A 24,370-nucleotide genomic window follows, 5' to 3' on the forward strand; every position below is an offset into this window, starting at 1 on the left:
AGTCCTTCCACGCATGAAGCGTAGATCGTAGATCGATGGGCAGCGGCGACAGGCGAGGTCAACCTGCAGGGATTCCCCTGCGGGGCAGCGTGTAGCGAACCGGTCGCGGCTTCGCGCCGCACGCCCTACACGCGGCAGATCCGGATGCCTGGCTCGGCTCGGGTCGAAGGGCTACGACCGGTCGCGTATGAACGTCGCCAATTCACGCCTCAGGTCGATGACGTCGACCTTCCAACCAGCGCTCAGCCACGAATGTGCCTGCACGCGGGTTCGGTTCAAGGTGTTGCCCCACCAAGTGCGATCGGACCGTGCGGTAGGCGGCAACGATGCGGCGATGATCTCCTCAAGCCGCCGGAACGACATCCGGACCGTGTCCCGCTCCTGCCGCTGCAGGAATGCGGTAAGAGGGTCGTACTTCGCCATCGCGAAGCTCTCCTGGCTCGCCGACGTGGTTCGCGTCCGTTGCGTAGGGATTCACGACGACGTCGGGTACGACTGTAGCCGACAGTATCGCTGGCAGCGTTGCGGTCAGCTCGACCCTGGCAGGAGGGCTGAGACCACGATTCACGCCGAGTAGTGCCCGATCTGCGGCATTGCGCATCTGCTGCTTGGCCGCTCAGCCCTCGCGTTCAACGACCGCGCCGTCGTCGGGATCAAGTCCAGCAATAGCGGCGAGATCCTCTGCCGACACCTTCAAGACGTCAGGGACATAGGCGAGAACCTCCCGCTGCGGATTGAGGTGTCCGCTGCGGAGTCCCCTGATCGTCGAGATTGATCGACCGCTTCCTCTGGCCATCTCCACAACGGAGATCCCGCGCAGGTCCATCAGCCTGCTGAAGACAGCACCGAAGGGATGCGGCTCCGGCCCCCCAGCGGCTGCGACGCTCGGACCGATCAGCATGTCACCGAGCTTTGCCTGGAATCTGATCAGCCGATCATGCCTAAACCGTACCCGGCCCGAGAACGGCAGGACGTGCTCCGTACCGCAACCTGCCGCTCCAGGCACCGACACCTCGACAACTCCGGATCCGGCCCCGTGCCACGGCGTCTCACACGGGTAGGCGGGCTCCACCTGGGTGACCTGCCAGTCACGGTTCCACCACGGCAGCTGAGCGAGCAGTGCGTTGAAGAAGGGCGGCAGAACCGCGAGGTCCACAGGTGCCGGCGCGACAGCATGCACGACACCCGGCCAGTATCGCAACGCCTCGACCACGGCAGGACTCAATGCGCGCCCGGCGTAAGTCACTGCCAGACAGTAGCCTGCTGGCCGAGCTCGCCGTGTTCGCGCCCTCCACAGGCACCGCTCCCTCTCCGGCCGAGCGTCCTCACGGACGAGGGGACATCGTCTCAGTTGGACCAGGTGTACCCAGCGACATTCCAAAGGGTCTGGGCTTGGGTCAGGATGGCGACCACAGCGGTGGCGGCCAAGAGAGCGACGACGGCGACGATCCTGATTCGCAGGCTCATGAGATGTCCCATCCGGTCAGGGCTTGGTGCTCCCATGGTATCGACACTCCATCACAGCGAACATCATCGGCACAGCTGGAAGGTGCGATCGGCACCGCCGTTACCGATGGTGACGATCGGTTAGCGGCAGATCCGGATGCCCGCTCTTGTCTGGCTGACGTCAGGCGACGGTGGCGGTCACAGCTGACAGCAACCCGGGATCAATGTTTAACGGATCGCTGGCGCGTAGGGTGGTTTCCAGAGCAACCGCTGCATCCCGTTCGGGCGAATCGGCATGGCACTCGCAGTCCAGCCATTCCGCGGCGTAGTAGGCGTCGCCGATAACACCATCGGGGTAGTCGAGGTCAGGGCTCAGTCGAGCCAGTTCCCGGACCGCCGCGAACTCGTCAGCGTCCGTTCGCGCGGCTGCCGCCTGCCCAACCAGACGCCCAACCAACTTGCTGGCCTCGTCTGCGGGCAACTCAGTCACGGCAAGTTCGGAAAGCAACTCGGGCACCAATTGATCCACAAACCAGGGCGACGCCGTCCGAGACAGGCCGGCGAGTTCAGCAACTGCTTCCCCCTCCGCCCCTTGCGCGAGCAGATGAGCGGCTACATCTGGCCAGTGACTGCTCAGTATCAGCCCGAGTTGGTGCGCACAACGAACGGCACGGCGTTCATCGTTAGTAAGCACTCCGTTCACTCCACTGCCTCCGGTTTCGCCACCCATCCGCACCCACCATCATCCCCGACAGCCCAGACATGGACGTCCACTATTCGGCTCGACCGCGCGTCGATCGCCACGGCACGTCCATCATTCACCGTGACGCTCGGTTGGCGGCATGTGAGGTCGCCTCGCCCCTGTCCGCCACGCCCAACGACAACTCCTATGCTGTAGCAGCCCGCCGTCAAGGTATCCGCACTTCGCTACGAAGATCGGGATGGAAGTGAATCGTGAGCATGGTGCTGATCGGTCGCAGGCTGTCGCACAACGAGTGGCGCCAGATACTCGATGATCCGACAACCGTCGACATGCTGCTGTATGGCGACCTCGACGACGACCAAGCCGCGATGCCAGACCCCGAATTGGACTTGGACAAATCCTGGCACGCCATCCACTACCTACTCACCGGGACGGCTTGGGATACAGACGAAGGCGCCGGCGCAGCCATCCTCGGGGGCGACGAGATCGGCGAGGACAACGGCTATGGGCCGGCTCGGCTACTCAGCCCCGAGAACGTCCGAACCGTAGCCGCCGCCCTCGACACGCTGCACCTCGACACCTTGCGCACCCGGTTCGACCCGAAAGCGATGGCGGCCGCCGACATCTACCCCAACATCTGGGACCGCACCAACGAGGTGTTCGACACCTACCTCGCGTCGTACTTTGTCCAGCTTCGCTCCTTCTACAGCAAAGCTGCGGCCAACGATCAAGCTGTGCTGCTCGCCTGACCTGAGACCGAAGGCGATCTCCCAGGCGCACAGCGACTCGTCGCCGTCGCAGCCAAGCACGCCAGCAGCGGTTGAGCTGCACGGCGTTCCCATGTGCTAATCGAGCAAAAAAACATACTGGTCGTGTTCGACGGATAGACCCAGCAGGGTCAGCCGCCGCAGGGTCTGCGCCCCATACGCGATGGATGCGGTGGACACGTCAAGTCCACCGTCGTCGGTGTCCCGGTCGCCGTACATCGTGATGACCACCATGACGCCAGCCCGCATCCCCAGAGTGCGGCAGGCGGCGTGGATTCCCTCGGCGTACGGTTCGATGGCGCCCAGCAGTGCGAGGACGACCTCCTCCGTGTCGTAGCTGCGCACCTCCGGCAACTCGTACGTCCACTGACTGAACCGACGTAACCTCGATGTGCCCGACACCCGATCGCCGGACCGCGACGACTCGGTCGGCTGCAGGCCAGTCAACCGCGTCACCTCGTCCGGGTCGAACGCCATCGCAGCCAGATCGCTGGAGGCGAACGGCGGCCCGCTCACCTCGACGTCCCGGACCAGATACAGATAGGCACGCTGAACGCAGCCGGCCGCACCCTCGGTCCCGCCCCCTGCTTCGGCCATCGACGTGAACGGTAGGGCAAGCCACGGCGCCGTGCCATACCAGGATCACCGGGAAGAGCCCGCGTAGCCGGCACCAACCCCGACCCGATTGATGTCCATCACGCTCCATAACGAGCGGATCGCGGCAGATCAGGATGCCCCGATCTGGGATACACATACGACAGTCAGCTGGTGCCGGCGAGCAGCGCGGTGATCAGTGTGCTGGGCTCGGTGGTGGCCGGGCGGTCGCTGACCTGGCCGTCGCCGATCTCGATGATTCGCCAGACTCCGTCGGCGCGGAGGGCGAGGTCGACCGTGATGAACGGCAGGCCGAGTGCGGCGATGACCGGTGTTACCGCGTCCAGGTCCACGTCGAGGTGCGGAACGTCGTTCGGGGTGTCTGGATGCGAACTGACCAGGGCGCAAACGCCGTTGACCCACCAGGTACGCGCCTCGACGGAGGTGAACCGCTCATAGCGGCGGAGCACGAACCCGCCGACGAAGTCGTCTTCACGCAGGTGCCGCAGACGGCTCGCCACCTTCCAGGCCGTCTCGCCATCGGCGAGGTCCGGGGATGAACGCCGCCTCGTGCCAGTAGTGCTTCATCGACTTGGTGTAGTCACGCAGGACGGCCGGACCGGTGCCCAGCTCGACGCGTACCCGATCGAAGTCGGCCCGCAGGTCGCCCGTGGTCCACATCGACGTGGGGGTGTGTGCCGCCAGCGCGGCGTACCAGCCGGGCAGTTCGTGGGCGCGCCGGTACTGCTCGGGCGAGGTTCGCAGGGTCACGCCGCGCCGGGCCAGCGCCTCCGCGAAGGCCGCGTACTGCTCGCTGCGCAGCATCCAGCCGCGGTAGACCGCCTCACCGCCGGCGGGCACCAACGCCACCGCCTGATCCGCACGCCCCGGCCTGGCAAGCGCGTCGTGATCGACCACCGCCACGTCGAGCCCGGCATCACCAGCGGCGACCGCCTCCGCCCTGAAATGCTCGTCGGGACGGCGCGGTCGCAGTGGATCGGCAGAAACCAGCAGCATCACACCCCGCATCGTGCCCGACCCGGCTAGCAACCTCCACGCCATATTCCACCCGCATCGCGCACGGGGAGCGGCATGAGCGTGAACGCCTCGGATCCGGACACTGGGGCACAGCCAATGGTGTGAGCCAGGAACTCAACTCCGCCCTCGCCCACGCATCACAGGCCAAGGGCTGGCGACCGACCTCAGCCTCAAGACCGACTACGAAGCGGCCTACGCATACATCCAAACCATGATCATCCACGAGCGGCAGAGGGCCGACGAAGACGACGACACCGGCTGGTAGCCCACCCTGCCACGCATCCGCCCACATAGCAGTGCGCCCCACGGCCATCGGCCTCCACATGCGATGATCAGGCCATGGCGCTGATCTCCGCCGATGCCCTGGCCGGATATCTCCTCGAGGAAGCGATCGCCTTCCTACTCAGCTCGAACGGATACCGGCTCCTGCAGCACGCAGACGCTGACAACCAGGCCCTATGCCAGGCGGGACACGGTCTGCTGGTTCGCGGCCGGGGCGCTGATCACCAAGCCGACGTGCTGGGTGACCTGCTGGTGCCGACACCGTTCTCACTACCTGTTCGACTGTTCGTCGAGGCTAAGAACCGCGGCTCGAAGGTCGGTCTGGCGGAGGTGCGCAACGCCCACGGCGTCATTGACGACGTGAACCAGCAGTACTCAACCGAACTATCGACGTCGTACCGGCATCCGCTACGCCGGTACCAGTACCGCTACGCACTGTTCTCAGCGGCCGGTTTCAAGAAGGAAGCGCAAAGCTACGCGCTCGCTCAACAAATCTCGCTCGTCGACCTGTCCGGGCCCGCGTTCGAACCCCTCATCACCACCGTGGAAAGAGCCGCGAACCTCATCCTCATGACAGCCATCGCCACAGGCCTCACCACCTTCCCCCTCCGGCAAGCACGAACGGCACTACGAACCGCTTTCGGCAACGCAGGAGCCGAATTGACCATGGCCGAGAAGCCCACCGACGACGCCGGCGGCGGACTTCCGACAGAGGAGCTGGCGTCCTGGGCGGCCCGAACGACCGCCGAACTGCAGGACTCGTCCAGCGGAGAAGGGCTCATCCTGGGCTTCCCCGCAGCGCCGTTCATCCTGGCCATGCACCCCGACAGCATGAACGACTTCGAGACCTTCATCGCCGACCACGGCTCGGACATCCCAGTAGATATCCGCTTCGGCCGCGAAGGGGCCCGCGGGGACTGGACCATCACCCCCACCGAGGATCCTGAAGCTTTCCGGCTGTCGTTCGGCCTCCCCGGCGCCCTCGAGACCTGGCTGCTTTCCGCGCCCGAACAGGAACGCCGGCGAGCAGCAGACGCGAGACGGACCTTACTACCAACGATCAGCCTGTTCCTGGAGAACCGGCTGGTCCAGTTGCGATACCAACCCGTGCAAGCACCTCCCCGGCCCGCCTCGGAGGACGACCAGCAGTCTCAAGGCGACGCCGGGACTGACGCAGCCGATACCTCGTACCTGCGACGCAACCTCCCGGCAGAACCTCGGCACCGCAGACGTCCCGAGCCGCAGATCGTGATTGCAGACCCGGCAGAGCGGGTGCCACGTGACGTTCGAGGCTGGTCAGCGAGTGCAGCTGCGGAGCTGATGCGTGTGCTCGACAACTCCTCCCCGATGCGCGCAGCCTTGATCCGTACCGCTGCGCGCCAGAACGGCCGGCTCGAACGGGAACAGGTCTACGCGATCGCCGAATTCCCAGCGGACCGGACGCTGCGCGGCCTCACACGGCCCACCAACCGCATCACAGCCACCCTCATCGAACAAGGCCGCATCCCCGAAGAAATCGAGTATCCGCTTAAAACGGGCTATGACCACGGAGTCCAAGCAACCCACTTCACCGTGCCAGCCGACCTCGTAGCAGCGCTTCGAGCCCTCGGGCCACCACAAGGCATCTGACAAGAACCCCACACGGGCTGATCGGGCAGCTTGAGCGGCTGCCGTGGAGCAAAACGAGGTCCCCCGCAGTCCAATGCACGCCAGCGATCAGACCGGCTCGTCACTCCTTGTAACAAGCGGATCGCGGCAGATCCGGACGCCCGGGCTGGCTGCGTCGGCCGCATGCGTTTGCTCTCACGCCGGTACCAAACCCGAAGATTTCTTCCGGGACGAGTTAGGGGAGAATCCCGATGTTCACAGCCACCGAGGCAGCGAAAGATGGCAAGCATGACGAAAGGAATCGCGCGGACACTACGCCGCTACGTCCGACAGACGTACGGAGCCATCATGTGGCGCAAGCTCGGTGCGGCGGTGACTGCGGTACCGTCAGCCACGCGGACGATGGTGTCCCGTCGGTTCCTGCGTGGGCTGCTCGCCCTGCCGCTCGCCGTGGCAGCTGTTGCCATCACGACCGTGCTCACCGGCTTGGTCCTGATCAACGTGGGCTACCCGCTGCGGTCGATCCTCGGCTTGAGCGGCCACGATGGAAGTGTCTGGGCCAGCACCTACTACGACGCCTGGGGTGGCCCCACTCTGGCGGGCGCTTGGACAGTGCACGGCACGGGCGTGATGTTGTTCGTCTTCCCGCCACTGGCCTGGGTGGTCCGCGGCCTGCTCCGAGTTGTGGCCGACCTCACTGGCGCGGCGCCTGCACCCGTCGAGGCAACGAACGTGGTTCCGGCGCCCACGCGAATCCCGCGGCCCGTTCCGCTACGTACCGAGGCGAAGCTGTGGCGCCGGGCCGGTGTGACCGCAGCGGCGCTCGGATCGGTTTACGGCTTGGCACTGCTCGCACATGCAGCAGGAATCGGTGACAACGTGCTCTGGCTACCTCGTGACTTCCGCAGCGGGCTTGCACTGGCCGTCGTACTCACGCCTGTCGTCGTCGCTGCGTCGACAGTCCGAACCTGGTGGCGCCCGTCCGGCACGGTCCGGCAGTAGCAGGTCGCCTACATAGGAACCGACTCCCCGGGCAACCAGGCATCCGCAGCACGTGCCGAGTCCGACAGGACTCACTCCGGTGAGTCCGCAGGATAGCGCCGACGCCCTGAATCTGAACTCGGCAGGTCTGGCCGGACGGAAATTCCGACGAGGTGACGGTGCGTAGTGAGCGGCGCGCGGCAGAAGAGTAAGGATCCGAAGGGCTCTACGGCCGAAGGCATTCAAGTTGTGGGTCGTAACAAACCAGTCCGTGTTCGGCAGCAAGCTGAGCCGCCCAGGCAGAGACTTCCTCGCACCTGCTCCAAACCATGGGAAAGTACATCAGCGGTCCGACAGCCTCGTTGGCGAGTGGTGCTGTTGACCACGGACTGTCGGCTCCGGCGTCGTCGTCGATGTCCGGGTAGCGGTCCAGCAATGCGGCGGCGTACGCGCGGATACGATCCGTCGGAGGCTGCAGATCGTCGGAGTCGATGTAGCGCAAGTACAGCGAGGCAAACATCCGGCCAGCCATCTCGTTGTCGGCAGGACGCTCGCCTTCCCAGATGGCAAGGTCATAGCTCATTCGTTGATCTTTACACGTCTCTAGCGCCGGCTGGACCCGGCGCTGGCCGTGACGGCACACCGCGGTCGGCGGCAGATGTGTGTGCCCGATCTTGGGGTGGGCCACCTGAAGGAGAGCCAGTAGGTTAGGGCGAATGTAGGACGGGACTGCGGCTCGTCTCGACGGCGCAACGGCCGAGGATCCTTACGCGCGCTGTGTCGGGCCGGAGAACGGCGTCAGTGCAGAGCCTCGTGCTGACGCGCCCAGTCCTCTGCTGACAGACGGCTGTCAGCAGGCGGAGAATCTCGCAGGCACCCAGAACACCGGGCGAAGAACGCCCCGCCCTCTTCCCAGGTGTGCACCTGTCCAGGCTTCACCCAGTCGGGCGACCAGTCGATGTTGAAGGCATACAGCAGGCCGGAGGTGACACCCTCCATCAGCCGTTCGATAGTGGAGTCGCTGAGACCCAACTCCAACGCGCTGTTCGCCACCTGGAGTTCGGTCCTGATGTTGTGCTCCAGCAAAGAGACCAAGCGAGCCTCACGTGCACTGTCAGCCCTTCTCTCCATGTGCACAACCTGCCTGACGCTGACCGGCACGTCGGGGCACCCCTCGCAGCTACCTACGCCCGACTCGGCAGCTACCGAAGGTGACGTAGGTGTCGGCACTGGTGGGCGCGCGACCGGCGGCATGAGCGGATACGTGATCAAGTCCGATCCGTTCGGGGGTCGCCCAGGTGGAGCAGTTCACGTTGAGCGGGTGCGGGCTGCGAGGATCGGCGGGTGGACGGCGATCTGATTGCGGCGCTGGCACGACTCCGGGAGGCGTTCGTCCGGTACCCGGGCAGGGCGGTGCTCGATGGCTGTCCGCATTGCCGGGGACCTGCGTCGGTCGACGATCATGACTTGTTCTCCTTGGCCATCAGCCTCGGTAATACGGTCGGCGGCCGCGACGACCTGAAGCATCTGCTGCCCTTGCTGCTGGAGCGCATGGTCACCTCCGGGGAACTCGACCCAGCGATCGTGTTGGGCAAGCTGCCTCGCGAGCGGTGGCGCGGCTGGCCCGAAGCCGAGCAGGACGCCATTGACGGCTACCTGGATGCTGTGTGGCGGCCGTTGCTGGCGACGTACCCGTCGCAGGTCGGGTCGTTCCTCGACCCGGCCACCTTCCTCGACGCGGTCGTCGCCGCCGGTGAGAACGTCACACGATTCCTCGACGTCTGGGACCTCGTCCTCAACTCGGCGGCAGATCGCCACCTGGCCGACACCGTGAACGGACCCGTCTTCGTGGACCGGAGGTCGGCCACGCTGGCGGCCTGGCTGCGCCGCGAGACGGTCCGCGACCGGCTGTATCGGGCGTTTGAGCGTGACCACGACATGTCCTGGGCTGATGACCTGGCGCGGGCCTACGATCTCGTCCGCTCGTAACGACACCTCGGTCTGCGGTGAATGGGGATGCTGTGCGTCGTGCGTCATGATGGCGTCCATGGGCACCGGCGATCCGTACACCACCATCACCGAGCCGACGTTCGTGGCGCGGTTCCTGCTCGATGTGGACACGGACACCGTGGACACGGTGGCCAACGTTGACGCGTTCGTTGACCTTCCTGACGGCTCCACCTGGGCACTGACAATCCTCACCGTCGATGAGGTCGGCCGCTTGTTGGCGCGGTGGAGGGAGACAGGTGAGGCTGCGAACGGCAGCTACTTCTGGACCGCCGACCAGTTGATCGTGCCGGAAGCAGGGGTACCGGCGATGACCTCGGCGATCCGAGAACTGGTGAGCAGCGGAGACATCACAAGTGCCGGCGTCCGATGCGAAGGCCCGGGCCGAGACACCTCGACGATCGCCGGGGAGTGACCTTCCAGGCGTTATGTCTAGCGCGATCTGCGGCAGAACAACGTGGTCCGGCAGTTCCTACGCCGCGCTTGAGGTGGGACGCGTGGTGTTCTGGGCGGCGATCTGTGAGATGCGTTGGGGCGACAATCCCAGAAGAGCGCCCGCGTCTCGGACGGTATATCCGTCGCTCAGGAGTGCCCGTACGGCTGTTGTGGTCGCTTGTTCGGCCTTCTCGTCGGCGTCCCGAGCGGTCCGTCTGGCGTCCAGTGCTGCCACGACTGTTCCGGGAAGCTCTGGGTGTACCTCGATGTTGATTGCGGCCGGGTCGATCTCGAGCAGCAACGCGATCGCCTCGCGCGCCATGGTGGCGACCTGGTCGAGCCGGCGGGCCTGGGTGTGGACGCCTTTGAGTTCGGGCACGCTGATGGCCCACCAGTTGCCGACCCGCCGGCAGGACACGGAGTAGGTCGTCATTTCCACCAGTCCTCCCCAAGTTGGTCATCGAGGTCGCTCATGATGCCTCGCGCGGTATGTTCGTTGATTTCTCTGTGTCGGGGTATGACGATCTTCTCGCCGCCGCACCTGAAGATCGAGTGACTACCGCCTTCCCGAAGCAGCACGAATTCTTTGCCCGCCTTGGCTGCCGCTGCACCGATCTTCTTGATGAGGTCGACCCGCTTCATGGACTCTAGCCTAGTCCGCTAGATAGATCAAGTAAAACCAGCTAGACGGCGAGCCGATCGGGATACATCTTCCGTCCACCGACACGCTCTCATCGGCAGATCCGTGCGTCCAGAGAGGTTTGGAGCGGGCGGCGGCCGGGGTATCAGCGCAGAGCGTGCCGTATAGGACGTCAAAATGGCGGGCGAGGCAATGGGCCAGACGTTGTATCGTTCGGCACCCTTGCGGTCTCGGCTACGGGAGCTGGTCCCTGCGGTCCCGGGCGAGCCAGGCCCGTACCTCGTCGTTGTCGGCGCCGAGCGCGGGCGGCGGCCGGTGGTAGCTGGCCGGTGTGCTGGAGAACGTGATCGGGTTGCGGATGCCGGGCACGGTGTCGATCTCGACGACCGGGTCCAGGCCGAGGTCGGTGGCGAGCTTCACCCCGTCGTCGATGTTGTTTATCGGTCCACAGACGATGCCCGCCTCGGTCAGCTCCCGGAACCACTCGTCTGCCGGCCGGGTCCGCAACCGCTCCACCAGCAGCGGACGCAGCTCCTCCCGGTTGCGGGTGCGATCCTGGTTGTGCAGGAAGCGCGGGTCGTCCGGCAGATCCGGCAGATCGAGCACTGCGCAGAGGCGGCGGAACTGGCCGTCGTTGCCGGCGATCACGATCAGCTCCTTGTCGGCCGTCGGCAACGGCTCGTACGGGAACAGGCTGGGATGGGCGTTGCCCATCCGGGTCGGTACCACCCCGCCGGCCACGTACGCCGAGGTGTGGTTGACCAGCCCGGAGAGCGCCGAGGCGAGCAGGCTCAGTTCGACGTGCTGCCCCTCGCCGGTCTGGTTGCGGTGGTTGAGGGCGGCCAGGATGCCGATCGCGGCGTGCATCCCGGACATCACGTCGAAGACCGAGATGCCGGCCCGGTAGGCCGGACCGGCCGGGTCACCGGTCAGGCTCATCAGCCCCGACATCGCCTGCACCAGCAGGTCGTAGCCGGCCAGCGAGGCGCCACCGGCGGTGCCGAACCCGCTGATCGAGGCGTAGATGACGGCCGGGTTTCCGGCGCTGACCGAGGCGTAGTCCAGGCCGAAGCGGGCCAGCCCGCCCGGCTTGAAGTTCTCGATCAGCACGTCGGCGCGGCCGGCCAGTTCCTGGGCCAGGGCCCGGTCGCCGTCGTCGGCGAAGTTGAGCGTCACCGACCGCTTGTTCCGGTTGATGGCCAGGTAGTAGGTCGACACCCCGTCCCGGTCCGGCGGCACCCAGGTCCGGGTGTCGTCGCCGGCCGGACCCTCCACCTTGATCACGGTCGCGCCCAGGTCGGCCAGGAGCATCGTGGCGTACGGACCGGCCAGGATTCGGGAGAAGTCGGCGACCAGCAGGCCGGTCAACGGTCCCGGCGTGGACACGGTCGGCGGATCGATCGGGTCAGACATACGGGTCCACCTCTTCGTCTTGGCTTCGCCGGCGGATTCGTCTCGGCGTTTGCTGGGCGGATCGTCAGGGTTGTCGGCGGCGGGTCGCGCCGCTTGCGGTCCGTGGGGCCGTTAGCGGGACAGAACCACCCGGGGTACGTCCTGCCAGGCGGCCCAGTCGGCGCTGACCTCGGCGGCGGTGCGCAACAGCGGCGGCAGGTGGTGTTCGGTGAGGTACTCGACCGATGTCTCGGCCGCGTGCACGGTCACGTTCATCGCCGCGATGACCCGGCCCTCGCCGTCGCGCACCGGGGCGGCCACCGAGCGGATGCCGGGCGCGAGCTGTTCGTCGGTGAGTGCCCAGCCGCGGGCCCGGACCTCCCGCAGCGCCGGCTCCAGCTCCTCGACCGTCGGCTGCCAGCGTGGGGTGATCCCGGACCGGCTCGGCTCGGCGAGCACCTGCCGCAACCGGTCGGCCGGCAGCCCGGCGAGCAGCACCTTGCCCAGCGAGGTGGCCGGCGCGGGAAACCGGGTCCCGACCGTCACCGCCAGGGTGATGATCTTGGGTACGGCCACCCGGGCGACGTAGACGATGTCCGACCCGTCGAGCTGCGCCATCGACGAGGACTCGTTGTTCTGTGCCACCAGCCGTTCCAGGTGCGGCCGGGCCAGCTCCCACAGACCCTGCGAGCTGATGTAGGCCATCCCCAGCTCCAACACCCGCGGAGTGAGCCGGTAGCCGCGCTCGGCGGTGGCGACATAGCCGAGCTCGTCGAGGGTGAGCAGGATCCGGCGTACGGTCGGCCGGGCCAGGCCGGTCGCGGCGGCGACCTCGCTGAGGGTCAGCTGGGGCTGGCGGGGTTGGAAGCAGCGCAGGACGTCGAGTCCGCGGGCGAGCGCCTCGATGAAGTCGGGGCCGGTCTCACCGCGCACGCCGTCCCTGCCTCCCGCCGCCTGGGCCGTCGATTGTTGCAGCGAGGGTACTACCACGGCGTGTCCGATCCCGGCGGGACGTAGTGCGCGGCCCGGTCGACGGACTGGTAGATCCGGCCGGCGACCGGCTGGCGCATCTCCTCGGCGAGGTGCCCGAGCAACCCGGCCGTCCGTGCCAGCAGGGCGAAACCGCGCAGGATCTCCGGCCGGAAACCGAGGTCGGCGAGCGCGGCGCCGCAGACGCCCGCGCCGTTGAGTGGCAGCGTGCGGCCCAGGATCTCGGGGTGCACCCGGCCGATCGCCGCGAACAGCCGCAGGTGTGGACCGAGCACCCCCTCCTCCTCGGCGATCCGCATGATCGCCGGGGTCCGCGGATCGCCGTCCTTGTGCACCGGATGCCCCAGGCCGGGCACCTTTCGCCCGGCGTCCCGGCTGGCGGTCAGCGCGCGCCGCGCCAGCGCGTCGAAATCCAGCTTCTGAGAGCCGGCCGGGCTGCCGGCGGTCGGGGCCGGGCCCGCGGTGCCGGTCGAGTCGGCGGCGCTGGACAGGATCTCGGCGAGGTAGCGGCCGGTGTCCTCAGTGACGCCGAGGAAGCGGGAGCCGCCGCCGAGCAGCCCGGCCGCGACGGCGCCCTGCAGGGAGTCTGGCGCGCTGAGGTAGGTCAGCCGGGCGGCGATCGCGGTCGGGGTGAAGCCGTGGTCGGCGAGCGCGACCAGGACCGCCTCGAACATCCGGGCCTGTCCGGGCGTCGGCCGCGCGCCGGCGACCAGCCAGAACGCCAGTTCACCGAAGGAGACCTGGCCGAGCAGGTCGGCGGCGAGGTCGTGGCCGAGCAGCCGGATGGTGGTCAGGTCCGAGGTGCCGATGCCGGTGGGGTAGCCGGTCGCCGGCTGCCCGGTTGTCCCCGTCTCGCTACCACTCATCTCGCTCCCACCGCCTAGCGGACATCTGTCCGTAAAGACGCTAGACCGGGTCGCCATCTCCCGCAAGCCCATCTGAGCTGGTGAAACTGTCAACACGAAACGTCGGTGAAACGGGTTCGGTGCCAACCCTTGACACGAGGGCCACCCGATGGCCATGGTGACTCCCATCACCGCGACCGTTCAGCGGACGAGCGTCCGGGAGAGGGGCGGCATGGCCTCCATCGTGGCCGTACTGGCCACCACACATCACCCCTTCTACCTCCGCGCCACCACCGCGACCGGGGCCGACCGGGCACCCTTCGCCGACGAGTGGCAGCGCAAGGTCGAGGCGTACCGCGAGACTCTGGCCAGGGCGAACCCCGACGTGCTGGTGATGGTCGGGTCGGACCACTTCCACCAGCTCTGGCTGGACAACATGCCGCAGTTCCTGATCGGCAAGGCGCCGTTCTACGACGCGAACTTCTACAACGAGGAACGCGAGTTCGGGCTGCCCCGGATGCTGCTCACCGGCCACGAGGAGCTGTCGGCGTACCTGCTGCGCGGCGGCCTGGACGCGGGCTTCGACCTGGCGTTCAGCAACGAGCTGCGGATCGACCACAGCATCACCTGCCCGATCATCACGGTACGACCGCAGAACGACCTGCCGATCGTCCCGGTCTACACGAACATCTTCGCTCCGCCGCTACCCCAGCCGAAGCGGTTCGTCCAACTCGGACGGACCCTGCGCCAGCTCATCGAGGCGTGGCCCAGCGACCTGCGGGTGGCGGTGATCGGCACCGGCCACCTCTCCCTCGAACTCGGCGGCCCGCGCCAGTTCGGGCCGCACGGCCCGGACCCCGAGTTCGACGCCCGGGCGGTGCGCTGGATCGCCGACGGCGACATCGAAGGGGCGCTCTCCGAGGTCACCCTGGACAGCCTCTGGAACCCGGGCAACGCCACCCACGGCTTCATGGACTTCATGCTCATGATGGGCATCGCCGGCCAGACCAGCGCCGACTACGTCGACACCCTCGACCTGTTCCACACCATGGAGGCCTACTTCACCTGGTACCCGAACGGAGCCCCCGGATGAGCCGCTATCTGGTCAACAAGTTCCTCTTCACCGTCGACCGGGACCCGGAGCTCGTCGAGCGCTACCGCGCCGACCCGGCCGGCACCGTCGCCTGGTGGGAGGCCGAACGGGCCAACGCCATCCTGAACTGCGTGGCCGGCGAGGCGAGCACCTGGCTGTCGTTCACCGACGCCGAACGGCGGGCGCTGGCCGAGCACGACCACGTGGCGCTCTTCGAGCTGGGCGCCCACCCGTTCCTGACCCTCACCCTCTGGATCGCCATGTTCGAGCGTGACCACGACGAGCCGCTGGCCATGCAGCTCGCGTACGGCGCCCGGCTGGCCCACTTCGAACTGCCGTACCCGGACATCACGACATGAGCCTCGGGCTGCTGCTGCTCCGCCTCCTGCTGGCCGCGCTGCTGGCCGGGCACGCCTGCCAGAAGCTGTTCGGCTGGTTCCGCGGCGCCGGCCCGGCCGCCACCGGCGAGACCTTCGACAGGTGGGGATTCCGCCCCGGCGTCCGGCTGGCCGTCGTCGCCGGAGTCCTCGAACTGCTGGCCGCCGGTTCGCTCGCCCTCGGCCTGCTCACCCCCGGCGGCTGCGCCGTCGTCGTCGGCACGATGATCGTCGCCGCGGCGCCGAACGCCGGAAACGGCCTCTGGGCACACCAGGGCGGCTGCGAGGTCCCGGTCGTCTACGCCGGCCTGGCCGCCGCGCTCGCCTTCACCGGACCGGGCCGGTGGTCGCTCGACCACGCGCTCGGCCTCACCGACCACTACGGCACCGCCCTCGGCCTGGCCGCGGTCGCGCTCGGCGTCGTCGCGGCGGTGCCGCCCCTGCTGCGCCGCCGGGCCGCGCTGCGCACCGACTGACTGACCCCTTGCCGCCACCCCACCACCCAGCCATCGAGGTGATCTTCCATGACCGCAGGCGTACCCGAATCCGAGGACCGACCGACCTTCACCCCCGGACGACCGGTGGTGTTCCGCAACGCGACCATCCTGACCATGGAGAACGGCGCCGTCATCGACGGCGGTGACCTGCTTGTCGTCGGCGAGCGGATCGCCGAGGTCGGGCAGGGGATCGCCGCGCCCGACGACGCCGTCGAGATCGACGCGACCGGCGGCATCCTGATGCCCGGCATGGTGGACACCCACCGGCACATGTGGCAGACCGCGCTGCGGGGCCTCGGCGCGGACTGGACCCTCACCCAGTACTTCGTCTTCTACTACCTCACCTGGGGCAAGATCTTCCGGCCCGAGGACATCCACGCCGGCAACGTACTGTCGGCGATCGAGGCCATCGACTCGGGTGTCACCACCACCCTGGACTGGTCGCACGGTCTGCAGACCGTGGAGCACGGCGACGCCGCGGTCGACGCGCTCCGGTCGGTGCCCGGCCGGTTCGTGCTGGCCTACGGCAACCTGCTCGGCGCCCCGTGGGAGTGGACCCACAGCCCGGAGTTCCGCGGCTTCGTCCGGCGCCACTTCGACTCCCCGGACGACATGCTCGGGCTGCAGTTGGCCTTTGACGTCACCGCCGACCCGGCGTTCCCGGAGAAGGCCGCCTTCGAGGCCGCCCGCGACCTGGGCCTGCGGGTCACCACCCACGCCGGGGTGTGGGGCGCCACCAACGACGACAGCATCCGGCTGATGTGGGAGCACGACTTCATGACGCCGGACGTCACCTACGTGCACGCGGCCACCCTGACCGAGGACTCGTACCAGCGGATCGCCGCCACCGGCGGGACCGTCTCGGTCTCCACCGAGAGCGAGCAGAGCGCCGGCCAGGGCTACCCACCCACCTGGCAGCTGCGCCGGCACGGCATCCCGGTGTCACTGTCGATGGACACCAGCGTCTGGTGGAGCGCCGACCTCTTCTCCGCGATGCGGGCCACCCTCTCGGCGGACCGGTCCCGCGAGCACCACGAGGCACACGCCCGGGGTGAGACCGTGGTGCACAACCACCTGCGGGCCGAGCAGGTCGCACACTGGGCCACCATCGGCGGCGCGCAGGCGCTCGGCCTGGACTCGGTGACCGGCAGCCTGGTCGCCGGCAAGAAGGCCGACATCGTGCTGATCCGCAACGACCGGTCCCCGGCGCTCTATCCGCTGCTGCACCCGTACGGCAGTCTGGTCTTCCAGGCCGGTCGCGGCGACGTGCACACCGTGCTGGTCAACGGGAAGGTCGTCAAGCACGACCACGAGCTGATCGGGGTCGACCTCGACGCGGCGCGGGCCGCCGTCGGGCGCACCGTCGAGTACGCCCGTTCCACAATGGGCGACGAGGCGTGGCAGCAGAGCCTCACCCCGGAACTGCCGCCCACCGAGCGGGTCCCCAACCCCTACACCTACACCGACTACGACGGCGGCAGCACCCGGCACCGCGCCCAGCGCGAGGCGCCGGCAGCCGCCCAGCAGCCGGCGAACTAGGCGGCGCAGGCGGGATCAGTACGCGTAGCGGCGCACGTTCTCCGGATGCAGGACGATCCGGACCTGCTCCTCGGCCAGAATCCCGGCCAGGTCGGCGGCTCGGACCGGATCGCCGAGATCCCAGTAGCGGGCGGCCAGGCGGGCGGCGAGATCGTGCGCGCCGTCCGTCTCGATCGTGGTGCGGCCGGCGACGGAGACCCATCGCTCGCGTTCGGTGACCGGGGCCGCGACGATGATCGAGGCCCGCGGATCGCGCCGCAGGCGCCGTACCTTCAGGGTGTCCGGACCGGTGAAGAGCTGAACCGTCCCCTCCGGGGTCGCCTCGAACCACACCGGCCGGGGCTGGGGTGGCTGCGGCCCGGCGGCGACGGAGAGGAACCCGTGCAGGGGACGGGCCAGGAACTCCAGGTCTTCGGCGGTCAACTGGCTGGTATCGGTGCTCATCGCGGCCTTCTCATCGGCGATCCGGTCTTGCCCAGCAGCATGGAGAGGGCTGCCTGCGGCAGGTACTACCCGGCCGGCCCGGGGATCATTCGTGATCTCCTGGCGGTGTGCCGAGTTGCGCGCCGGATGACCGACCTGGGTGCTGGGCAGCGGCTCTGTGCCCGCTGTCCGGATCGGCCCGATCGGTGGCTCTCCGGTGCCGAATCGTGTGCTTCGCTCGGATAAATCCGTCCCGCCCCAATATCGGTCGTACGTTGGCGCTCAGCGGCCACGACGAGGTGGCCCTCCGCGCTCGGGCCGGTGCGGCCGATCCATTGGGAAAGGCGGCAACATTTGATGTCCATTCTTCGAGGGAGTCCCCGGGTTCCCGGCCGGTCCGCGCCGCGGCCGGCGAGGCGGCGGTCCCGGTGGTTCCTAGCCGGTGGGCTCCTCACCGGCGGACTGGTGGCCTGGGTGCTCCTCGCCGGAAACGGCGGGCTGCCCGGGGTCGTGCCGGCCTCGTTCGATGACGACGGCGGCACGCACGCCAGCGGCGACAAGCCCGACGGCGGCGACAAGCCCGACGGCGGCGGCAAGCACGCCGGTGACGGCAGGTACGACGGCGGGCACGACTGGATCAGCACCCACCACGAGGTGGTGGCCGTGCCCTGCGACACCGACGAGCTGATCGCCGCCCTGGTACGCGCCAACGCCGAGGGCGGCGGCAGCCTCAAGCTCGCCCCGAAGTGCACGTACACCCTCACCGGGTACGACGACCACCGGAGCAAGCCGCACGTCAAACCCGACGACCGGTCCGGACTACCGGTGATCAACCATCCGATCTCCATCAAGGGCGAGGGTGCGACGATCCTGCGGGACCCCACGGCCAGGATGTTCCGGTTCTTCACCGTCCCCGGTGGCGGCGAACTGCACCTCAGCGACGTGACCCTGGAGAACGGCCGGGCCGGCAGCGGCGGCAGCGTCGCCGTCAGCCACGACGGCACGGCCGTCCTGGACCGGGTGACGATCCGGCACAGCGCCGCGGTGGCCCGGGACGGCGGCGGCGGTGCGATCTTCAACGACGGGCACATGACGATCGTGGCGGGCACCTTCGACCACAACCGGGCCGAGGGCGAACTCGGCCGCGGCGGTGGGGTTCTCAACGGCGGCGTCTTCACCATGAAGAAGTCGCACCTGACGAAGAACAGCGCGCACGCCTTCGGTGGCGGGTTCGCCAACTACCAGGGGGCGGCCGACGTCAGCGAGAGCACCTTCACGCACAACCGCGCCGCCGAGGGCGGCGGGGTGGCCAGCGTCAACGCCCGGACGAAATTCTGGGACAGCGAGGTACGCGACAACGCCGCCAAGACCGGCGGCGGCCTGATCAACCGGCAGGCCGTGTTGACCATGCGGAACCTCTCGGTGCTCCACAACACCGCGAAGGGCGACGGCGGTGGCGTGGCCAACACCGAGGGGGTGCTCACCGTCGACGGCGGGGCCATCAAGGCGAACAAGGCCGGGGGCAACGGCGGGGGGATCTTCACCACGAAGGGCACCCTGATCGTGCGGCACGCCGAGATCAGCAAGAACAGCGCCGGCGGCCACCACTCGACCGGCGGCGGGATCTTCGCGCAGGCCGGCCAGGTCCAGCTCTTCGCGGCCACGGTGACCGAGAACGTCGCCAGCCGCAAGCCGGGCGGCGTCTTCGCCCAGCACGCCCAGGTCACCGTCGACCCGGCGACCGTGATCAGCCGGAACATACCCACCAACTGCGGGGGCAGCCCCGTACCGATCCCGAACTGCTTCAACTGACGCCGGCGGGTCCGGCCGTTCCAGGTACCGATCAATCGGATCGGGCCGGGAGCGGCCGGGCCCGCCCGCCCGACTCCGGGCCGACCGCCGGCCGATTCGCCCGCGCCCGGCGGCGGCGCAGCCACCGGACCGACGAGGGCAGCCACGGCAGGAGGGCGATCGACAGCAGCACCGCCAACAGCGGCAGCCGCCACGTCCAGGACCGCTCGGCCGGCGGCGCGGGCGGCGTCGCCAGCCACGGCCGGGCGGTCTTCGACCAGGCCAGGAAGGTGTCCCCGATCGGCAGCAGGCCGAGGGCGTACCGCCGGGTCCGTGGGGTGTCCACCGGGAAACCGACGAACTCGCCGTAGTTGGCCAGCGCCCCCGCCAGCCGGTGGTCGCCGTGCACCTGCGCCGCCCCGAGGGTCACCACGGTCGCCGACAGGCTCACGCCGAGCAGCAGCGGCCCGGAGTCGACGTCCGCCGGCCCGTCGGTCCCGACCGGGTACTCCCGGACCGCCGGCCCCAACCCCAGCGGCGACACCACGAACCGGTCCCGGAACCGCAGGTACTGCTCGTGCGCGAACGCCGCGTCGACCTCCGGCAGGAACCGGTGGATGATGCTCTGCGAGGTGCCCCGCGCCACCTCGGCCGGTGTCCCGGTCGACGGCTCCACCCGGTGCGGCAGCAGCCCGGTGGCCGGGTCCAACCGGTCCCGGACGTCGACCAGCCAGCGCTGCACCGTGCCGGTGAACCGGGGCGGCAACAGTGCGTCGTGCAGCCGCAGCGCCGCCATCGCCACGGTCGAGTCCACCGGCCACGCCTGCTCCGGGTACGCCGCCAGGAACGGCGTCCCGGCGGCGTCGAACGCGGCCCCGAGCGCGACCGCGTCCGCCTCGAACCGGCGCAGCTCGGCCGCGTCCCGGTCCGGGACCGGCTGCAGGCTCAGCACCCCGCCGCGCAGCCAGGTCAGCCAGCCCGAGTAGAAGACCCCGTACGCCGGAGTGAGATCGGCGTGAAACGGCGCCCGCCCGGCCGGCGACTCCAATGCCCGCACCGCCCAGCGGGCCTGCTCCAGCGCCGCCGCCCGCTGCCCCGGGTCGCGCCGGCCCAGCTCGACCCAGCTCAGCCCGTAGAGCGCGTAACTGAAGAAGTAGCCTTCCGGGAAGAGTTCCTGCGCCCGCTCACCGGCGCCACCCGCCAACTCCGCGCGGAGGAAGGCCAGCTGCCGGCGTACCCCGAAAGGCTCGTCATCGGGCGCGGCCGTCAGCGGCGCGACCAACCGCACCGCCCCGACCAGGGCGGCCATCCCCACGAGTACGGCGAGCAGCCCACGTAGCAGCCGCCCGGTGCCGATCATGGGAACCAGTATGGCGTCCGGACCGGCCCGGCGGCCGACCGGAAACCCAGCGGTGGATCCGGCACGCTGCGGCTAGGGTTCCGCTTCATGGGCAGAATCCTCTCCGTCAACCTCGCCGTGCCGGAGCCGAGCCCGGCCAAGCGGGTCGGCATCACCGGGATCAACAAGCGGCCCGTCGACGGTCCGGTGGCCGTCCGCGCGCCCGGGCCCAAGACCACCGGGCTGCACAGCGGTCTGGTCGGTGACCAGATCTTCGACATCGAGCACCACGGCGGCGACGACCAGGCCGTGTACGCCTACGCCCGGGAGGACTACGACTGGTGGGCCGAGCGGCTCGGCCGGGAACTGCCCGGCGGCCTCTTCGGGGAGAACCTGACCACGACCGGTCTCGACGTCAACGGCGCGGTGATCGGCGAGCGGTGGCTGATCGGCTCCGCGCTCGTCCTGCAACCCACCTTCGGGCGCATCCCCTGCGCCACCTTCCAGCACAAGATGGGCGAGCCGCAGTGGCTCAAGACGTTCACCCGGGAGAACCGGCCCGGGGCCTACCTGCGGGTGCTCGAACCGGGCGAGGTCCGGGCCGGCGACCAGGTGCGGGTGGTGGACCGCCCGGCGCACGGGGTCACCGTCGCGGACGGCTTCCGGGCGTACATGTCCGAACCGGACCTGCTGCCGAAGCTGCTCCAGGTCGACGGTCTGCCGGCCGACCTGCGGGAGACGCTGGCCCGGCGGATCGGCGCCGGCTGAGCCACCGGCTCAACCGTCGGGGGTGAACAACCCCTGGATGCCGACCACGATGGCGATCAGGCCGAAGATCGCCAGGAGCAGGCCGACCCCGGTCGCGGCGTCCGCGGCCACCGGCCCGCCGCCCGCCGGGGCCTCGGCGCGGTTGGCCCGCCGGCCGGTCAACCGGTCCCACAGCAGGGCGACGCCGACACCGAGCCCGACCACCTCGTAGTGGAACACCCGGGGTCCCGAGATCAGGTGGACCAGCAGGTAGTACCCGCCCGTCACCAGGGCGACGATCCCGACCACCCAGCCGAACGGCGCCATCCGGTCGGCGAACCGACCCAGGTCGTCACCGACCCGGGGCAGCCGGCGCAGCAGGGCGATGGCGAGCAGGAACCCGCCAACGATGTTGGCGAGGTCGAGTAGCAGGGCCATGATCATTTCGTCGGCTCCGGTACGCTGCGGTGATCGATGTCGATCGAAAGCGTAATGGAGGTCGAGCCGACGCGCTCGCGTAGGCTGGGCTCATGGCCGACCCGGTGTTCCGGCTCAGTGTGGACTACGGAACCTCGAACACCGTCGCGGTACTCGCCGAACCGGGCCGGCCCAGCCGCCCGCTGCTCGTCGACGGCCGTCCGCAGTTGCCGTCCGCCGTCTGCCTGAACCCGGCCGGGTCGCTGCTGGTCGGGCAGGCGGCGCTCTACATGGCACAGTTCCATCCGGAGTCGTTCGAGCCGTACCCGAAACGGCACATCGACGAGGACATCCTTCTCCTGGGCGGCCGGGAGGTCCCGGTCGGCGACGCCATCGCCGCCGTGTACCGGCAGGTGGCGACCGAGTTCGCCCGGGTCACCGGCGGCACGGCGCCCGGCGAGGTGGTGCTGACCCACCCGGCGGCCTGGGGCGCGGCCCGGCAGGAGACGCTGCTGCGGGCCGCTTACCGGGCCGGCTGGGTCCGCCCCCGGCTGGTCGCCGAACCGGTGGCCGCCGCCGCCGCGTTCGTCGCGGGCCACGAGGCCCGGCTGCCGGTCGGCGCCCACGCCCTGGTGTACGACCTGGGCGCCGGCACCTTCGACGTGGCGATCGTGCGGCGCGACGCCGCCGGTTTCGTGGTCCGGGTCGCCGACGGCCTCGACGACGTGGGCGGCGCCGACATCGACCACGGCATCGTCTCCTACCTGACCAGCAGCTACTCCGGGCGGGTCGGGGAGCGCATCCGGGAGCTGTCCCAGCCGACCACCCCGGAGCAGCGCCGTACCCGTTGGCGGTTCCTGGACGACGTCCGGACCGCCAAGGAACTGCTCGCCACCACCCCCGGAGTCTTCGTACGGATCCCGGGGGTGGACGACGGCGCGCCCCTGGGACGCGAGGAACTGGACCGGATCACCCGGCCCCTGCTCGACCGGACCCTGCACACGACCAGCTCGTTGCTGGCGCGCGCCGGCCTCGGCGCCGCCGACATCCACGCCACCTTCCTGGTCGGTGGTGCGACCCGGCTCCCGCTGGTCGCCACCCTGCTGCACCAGGCGCTGCAGCGCCCCCCGGTCCTGCTGGAACAGCCCGAGCTCGTCGTCGCGGAGGGCGGCCTGCACGCGGTCGCCCCGCCCGCCGCCCTCTCGGTCGCGGCCGTCCCGCCCGCCGCCTCCTCGGTCGCGGTCGCCTCGACGGTGCCGCACGGGACGGCCGATGCGGGTCCCGTCGCCGCTCCGGCAGGCGGGATCCGGGGCCTGGCGCGCCGGCGGTCGACCCGGATCGGCGCCGCCGCGGCGGTACTGGTGCTGCTGACGGCCGGCGGCGCGATCGCGGCCGTCAGCGGCCGTGACCAGGAGCCGACCCCGCAACCAACCCGGCCGCCCGGCTACGCCCACGCGGGCACCCTGCTCACCGGCCGACCGGCCTGCGTGGCGGCCTGGAACCCGGCCGGCACCCACTACGCCGTGACGAGTGCCGACATCGGCCTGGAGATCTACCAGCGGGACGGGAAGCTGCTCCGCACATTCCCCGTGCAGCTGGCCCGGAACGGGCGGTGCTACCTGAACCACCCCGCAATCTACTGGACGTCGGACGGCGTGACGGTGGCGGTAATCGGCGGCAGCGAGCCCTACCGGGAGAAGTTGCACCTCTTCAACGTGGAGACGGGTGACATGACGGTGGCGCGGACCGGTTCGCAGCCGGTCTACGATCCCCCCACCTGGCACCCGGACGGCTCGGCCCTGCTCGTGCATCTCGGCCGGCGCATCGTGGTGGCCGGACCGGACGGCCGGCCTGACCGCAACCTCTTCCCTGACGGTCTGGAAACCGTCGATTACAGCGCCCGCTCGATCAGCATCGCCCCGGTCGGCGACATGTTCGCGGTCACCTGGTACGACGCCGGCCAAGAGGATGGTCCGCTGTTCGAGATCCGCCGGTTCTCCGACGGGTCGCTGGTGACAACCGTCGGCCGGGCCTCGGAGAGCGGCGAGGCCGAGTTGCTCGCCTACCACCCGGCCGGCAACCTGGTTGCGGTCGGCATCAACGAGTTCGGTGTCGAGGTGTGGGAGACCGCCGGCTGGAGCCGGGTCGCCACCCTCTACGGCCCGACCGGCTCGATCACTGATGTCCGGTGGTCGGGCAACGGCGAATATCTCCTTGCCACCAGCCACGGACATCAGAAGGTGCACGTCTTCCGGACCGGCGACTGGCAGACGGTGGGCGAGCTGGGCCCGCACGAGGAGTCCCGCCGCAAGATCGGGGTCTACGCCGGCACCGTCGACAACAATGGTCGCGTGCTGCTGGTGCCACAGGGGCCGCGCGGGATCGACGTGTTCGACCTGTCCTGACCGATGGCGCACCA

General features: G+C 69.1%; 28 protein-coding genes. 12 read left to right on the plus strand and 16 right to left on the minus strand.

From position 1 onward, the window contains the following. Window positions 1–171: 171 nt before the first annotated feature. From O7627_RS06980 to O7627_RS06990, 3 genes are all read right to left on the minus strand, one after another. Window positions 172–423: a hypothetical protein gene (locus tag O7627_RS06980; protein WP_278092677.1), complete on the minus strand. Its 252-nt coding sequence runs from the start codon at window positions 421–423 to the stop codon at window positions 172–174. Window positions 424–616: 193 nt separating this feature from the next. Continuing rightward, on the minus strand, window positions 617–1,213 hold the full coding sequence (locus O7627_RS06985) for a hypothetical protein (protein ID WP_278092678.1): 597 nt from the start codon (window positions 1,211–1,213) through the stop codon (window positions 617–619). A gap of 414 nt (window positions 1,214–1,627) precedes the next feature. Then, on the minus strand, window positions 1,628–1,963 hold the full coding sequence (locus tag O7627_RS06990) for a hypothetical protein (RefSeq protein WP_278092679.1): 336 nt from the start codon (window positions 1,961–1,963) through the stop codon (window positions 1,628–1,630). A 443-nt stretch (window positions 1,964–2,406) separates the two neighbouring features. Here O7627_RS06990 and O7627_RS06995 point away from each other — a divergent pair, with 443 nt between their 5' ends. Next, on the plus strand, window positions 2,407–2,898 hold the full coding sequence (locus O7627_RS06995) for a YfbM family protein (protein ID WP_278098188.1): 492 nt from the start codon (window positions 2,407–2,409) through the stop codon (window positions 2,896–2,898). Window positions 2,899–2,994: 96 nt separating this feature from the next. Here the strand turns inward: O7627_RS06995 and O7627_RS07000 are convergent, their stop codons facing one another. The 3 genes from O7627_RS07000 to O7627_RS07010 form a co-directional block, all read right to left on the minus strand. Next, window positions 2,995–3,513, minus strand: coding sequence for a DUF4279 domain-containing protein (locus O7627_RS07000; RefSeq protein ID WP_278092680.1), 519 nt, complete (start codon window positions 3,511–3,513; stop codon window positions 2,995–2,997). 164 nt (window positions 3,514–3,677) lie between these two features. Next, entirely contained in the window at window positions 3,678–4,031 is a 354-nt protein-coding gene (locus O7627_RS07005; protein WP_278092681.1) for an ATP-grasp domain-containing protein, read from the minus strand. Next, entirely contained in the window at window positions 4,003–4,527 is a 525-nt protein-coding gene (locus O7627_RS07010) for a hypothetical protein (RefSeq protein ID WP_278092682.1), read from the minus strand. Before O7627_RS07010 ends, O7627_RS07005 begins: the two co-directional genes overlap by 29 nt. Before the next feature lie 360 nt (window positions 4,528–4,887). On the opposite strand from O7627_RS07010, the gene O7627_RS07015 reads away from it, so the two are divergent. Then, window positions 4,888–6,459 carry a restriction endonuclease gene (locus O7627_RS07015; RefSeq protein WP_278092683.1) on the plus strand — a complete coding sequence of 524 codons (1,572 nt, stop codon included), beginning with the start codon at window positions 4,888–4,890 and terminating at the stop codon, window positions 6,457–6,459. A 327-nt stretch (window positions 6,460–6,786) separates the two neighbouring features. Then, entirely contained in the window at window positions 6,787–7,440 is a 654-nt protein-coding gene (locus O7627_RS07020) for a hypothetical protein (RefSeq protein ID WP_278092684.1), read from the plus strand. Between the two features lie 205 nt (window positions 7,441–7,645). Here O7627_RS07020 and O7627_RS07025 read toward each other — a convergent pair whose 3' ends face one another. Continuing rightward, on the minus strand, window positions 7,646–8,002 hold the full coding sequence (locus tag O7627_RS07025; RefSeq protein ID WP_278092685.1) for a hypothetical protein: 357 nt from the start codon (window positions 8,000–8,002) through the stop codon (window positions 7,646–7,648). 215 nt (window positions 8,003–8,217) lie between these two features. Next, entirely contained in the window at window positions 8,218–8,580 is a 363-nt protein-coding gene (locus O7627_RS07030; RefSeq protein WP_278092686.1) for a hypothetical protein, read from the minus strand. Between the two features lie 183 nt (window positions 8,581–8,763). Between O7627_RS07030 and O7627_RS07035 the strand changes: the two genes are divergently transcribed. Next, complete coding sequence (locus O7627_RS07035; RefSeq protein ID WP_278092687.1) at window positions 8,764–9,408, plus strand: hypothetical protein; 645 nt, start codon at window positions 8,764–8,766, stop codon at window positions 9,406–9,408. Window positions 9,409–9,466: 58 nt separating this feature from the next. Then, window positions 9,467–9,841 carry a hypothetical protein gene (locus tag O7627_RS07040; RefSeq protein WP_278092688.1) on the plus strand — a complete coding sequence of 125 codons (375 nt, stop codon included), beginning with the start codon at window positions 9,467–9,469 and terminating at the stop codon, window positions 9,839–9,841. Window positions 9,842–9,898: 57 nt separating this feature from the next. Here the strand turns inward: O7627_RS07040 and O7627_RS07045 are convergent, their stop codons facing one another. From O7627_RS07045 to O7627_RS07065, 5 genes are all read right to left on the minus strand, one after another. Next, window positions 9,899–10,300: a type II toxin-antitoxin system HicB family antitoxin gene (locus O7627_RS07045; protein WP_278092689.1), complete on the minus strand. Its 402-nt coding sequence runs from the start codon at window positions 10,298–10,300 to the stop codon at window positions 9,899–9,901. Beyond that, complete coding sequence (locus O7627_RS07050) at window positions 10,291–10,503, minus strand: hypothetical protein (protein ID WP_278092690.1); 213 nt, start codon at window positions 10,501–10,503, stop codon at window positions 10,291–10,293. The genes O7627_RS07045 and O7627_RS07050 overlap by 10 nt, the downstream gene beginning before the upstream one ends. A 232-nt stretch (window positions 10,504–10,735) precedes the next feature. Next, window positions 10,736–11,914 carry a CoA transferase gene (locus O7627_RS07055; protein ID WP_278092691.1) on the minus strand — a complete coding sequence of 393 codons (1,179 nt, stop codon included), beginning with the start codon at window positions 11,912–11,914 and terminating at the stop codon, window positions 10,736–10,738. A gap of 111 nt (window positions 11,915–12,025) precedes the next feature. Then, window positions 12,026–12,826, minus strand: a complete 801-nt coding sequence (locus O7627_RS07060; RefSeq protein ID WP_278092692.1) for an IclR family transcriptional regulator C-terminal domain-containing protein — start codon at window positions 12,824–12,826, stop codon at window positions 12,026–12,028. A gap of 50 nt (window positions 12,827–12,876) precedes the next feature. Then, window positions 12,877–13,749, minus strand: a complete 873-nt coding sequence (locus O7627_RS07065) for a citryl-CoA lyase (RefSeq protein WP_278092693.1) — start codon at window positions 13,747–13,749, stop codon at window positions 12,877–12,879. Between the two features lie 211 nt (window positions 13,750–13,960). On the opposite strand from O7627_RS07065, the gene O7627_RS07070 reads away from it, so the two are divergent. From O7627_RS07070 to O7627_RS07085, 4 genes are read left to right on the plus strand one after another with little or no spacing between them, the layout of a single operon-like run. After that, window positions 13,961–14,821 (plus strand): extradiol ring-cleavage dioxygenase, encoded by an 861-nt coding sequence (locus O7627_RS07070; RefSeq protein WP_278092694.1) that lies wholly within the window; start codon window positions 13,961–13,963, stop codon window positions 14,819–14,821. Then, the gene (locus tag O7627_RS07075; RefSeq protein WP_278092695.1) at window positions 14,818–15,180 is read left to right on the plus strand and encodes a hypothetical protein; all 363 of its coding nucleotides are present in this window, start codon (window positions 14,818–14,820) and stop codon (window positions 15,178–15,180) included. Before O7627_RS07070 ends, O7627_RS07075 begins: the two co-directional genes overlap by 4 nt. Continuing rightward, window positions 15,177–15,674, plus strand: coding sequence for a DoxX family protein (locus O7627_RS07080; protein ID WP_278092696.1), 498 nt, complete (start codon window positions 15,177–15,179; stop codon window positions 15,672–15,674). Before O7627_RS07075 ends, O7627_RS07080 begins: the two co-directional genes overlap by 4 nt. A gap of 48 nt (window positions 15,675–15,722) precedes the next feature. Continuing rightward, window positions 15,723–17,234 carry an amidohydrolase family protein gene (locus O7627_RS07085; protein WP_278092697.1) on the plus strand — a complete coding sequence of 504 codons (1,512 nt, stop codon included), beginning with the start codon at window positions 15,723–15,725 and terminating at the stop codon, window positions 17,232–17,234. A 15-nt stretch (window positions 17,235–17,249) separates the two neighbouring features. Here the strand turns inward: O7627_RS07085 and O7627_RS07090 are convergent, their stop codons facing one another. Beyond that, window positions 17,250–17,678: a pyridoxamine 5'-phosphate oxidase family protein gene (locus O7627_RS07090; RefSeq protein ID WP_278092698.1), complete on the minus strand. Its 429-nt coding sequence runs from the start codon at window positions 17,676–17,678 to the stop codon at window positions 17,250–17,252. 444 nt (window positions 17,679–18,122) lie between these two features. Between O7627_RS07090 and O7627_RS07095 the strand changes: the two genes are divergently transcribed. Further along, window positions 18,123–19,469: a hypothetical protein gene (locus O7627_RS07095; RefSeq protein ID WP_278092699.1), complete on the plus strand. Its 1,347-nt coding sequence runs from the start codon at window positions 18,123–18,125 to the stop codon at window positions 19,467–19,469. 31 nt (window positions 19,470–19,500) lie between these two features. Here O7627_RS07095 and O7627_RS07100 read toward each other — a convergent pair whose 3' ends face one another. Next, the gene (locus O7627_RS07100) at window positions 19,501–20,808 is read right to left on the minus strand and encodes a hypothetical protein (protein WP_278092700.1); all 1,308 of its coding nucleotides are present in this window, start codon (window positions 20,806–20,808) and stop codon (window positions 19,501–19,503) included. An 87-nt stretch (window positions 20,809–20,895) separates the two neighbouring features. Between O7627_RS07100 and O7627_RS07105 the strand changes: the two genes are divergently transcribed. After that, on the plus strand, window positions 20,896–21,555 hold the full coding sequence (locus O7627_RS07105) for an MOSC domain-containing protein (RefSeq protein WP_278092701.1): 660 nt from the start codon (window positions 20,896–20,898) through the stop codon (window positions 21,553–21,555). Between the two features lie 9 nt (window positions 21,556–21,564). Here the strand turns inward: O7627_RS07105 and O7627_RS07110 are convergent, their stop codons facing one another. After that, window positions 21,565–21,972, minus strand: a complete 408-nt coding sequence (locus O7627_RS07110; protein ID WP_278092702.1) for a hypothetical protein — start codon at window positions 21,970–21,972, stop codon at window positions 21,565–21,567. A 92-nt stretch (window positions 21,973–22,064) separates the two neighbouring features. Here O7627_RS07110 and O7627_RS07115 point away from each other — a divergent pair, with 92 nt between their 5' ends. Next, window positions 22,065–24,356 carry an Hsp70 family protein gene (locus tag O7627_RS07115; protein WP_278092703.1) on the plus strand — a complete coding sequence of 764 codons (2,292 nt, stop codon included), beginning with the start codon at window positions 22,065–22,067 and terminating at the stop codon, window positions 24,354–24,356. Window positions 24,357–24,370 lie beyond the last annotated feature (14 nt).

The organism is Solwaraspora sp. WMMD1047 (assembly GCF_029626155.1).
Lineage (GTDB): Bacteria > Actinomycetota > Actinomycetes > Mycobacteriales > Micromonosporaceae > WMMD1047.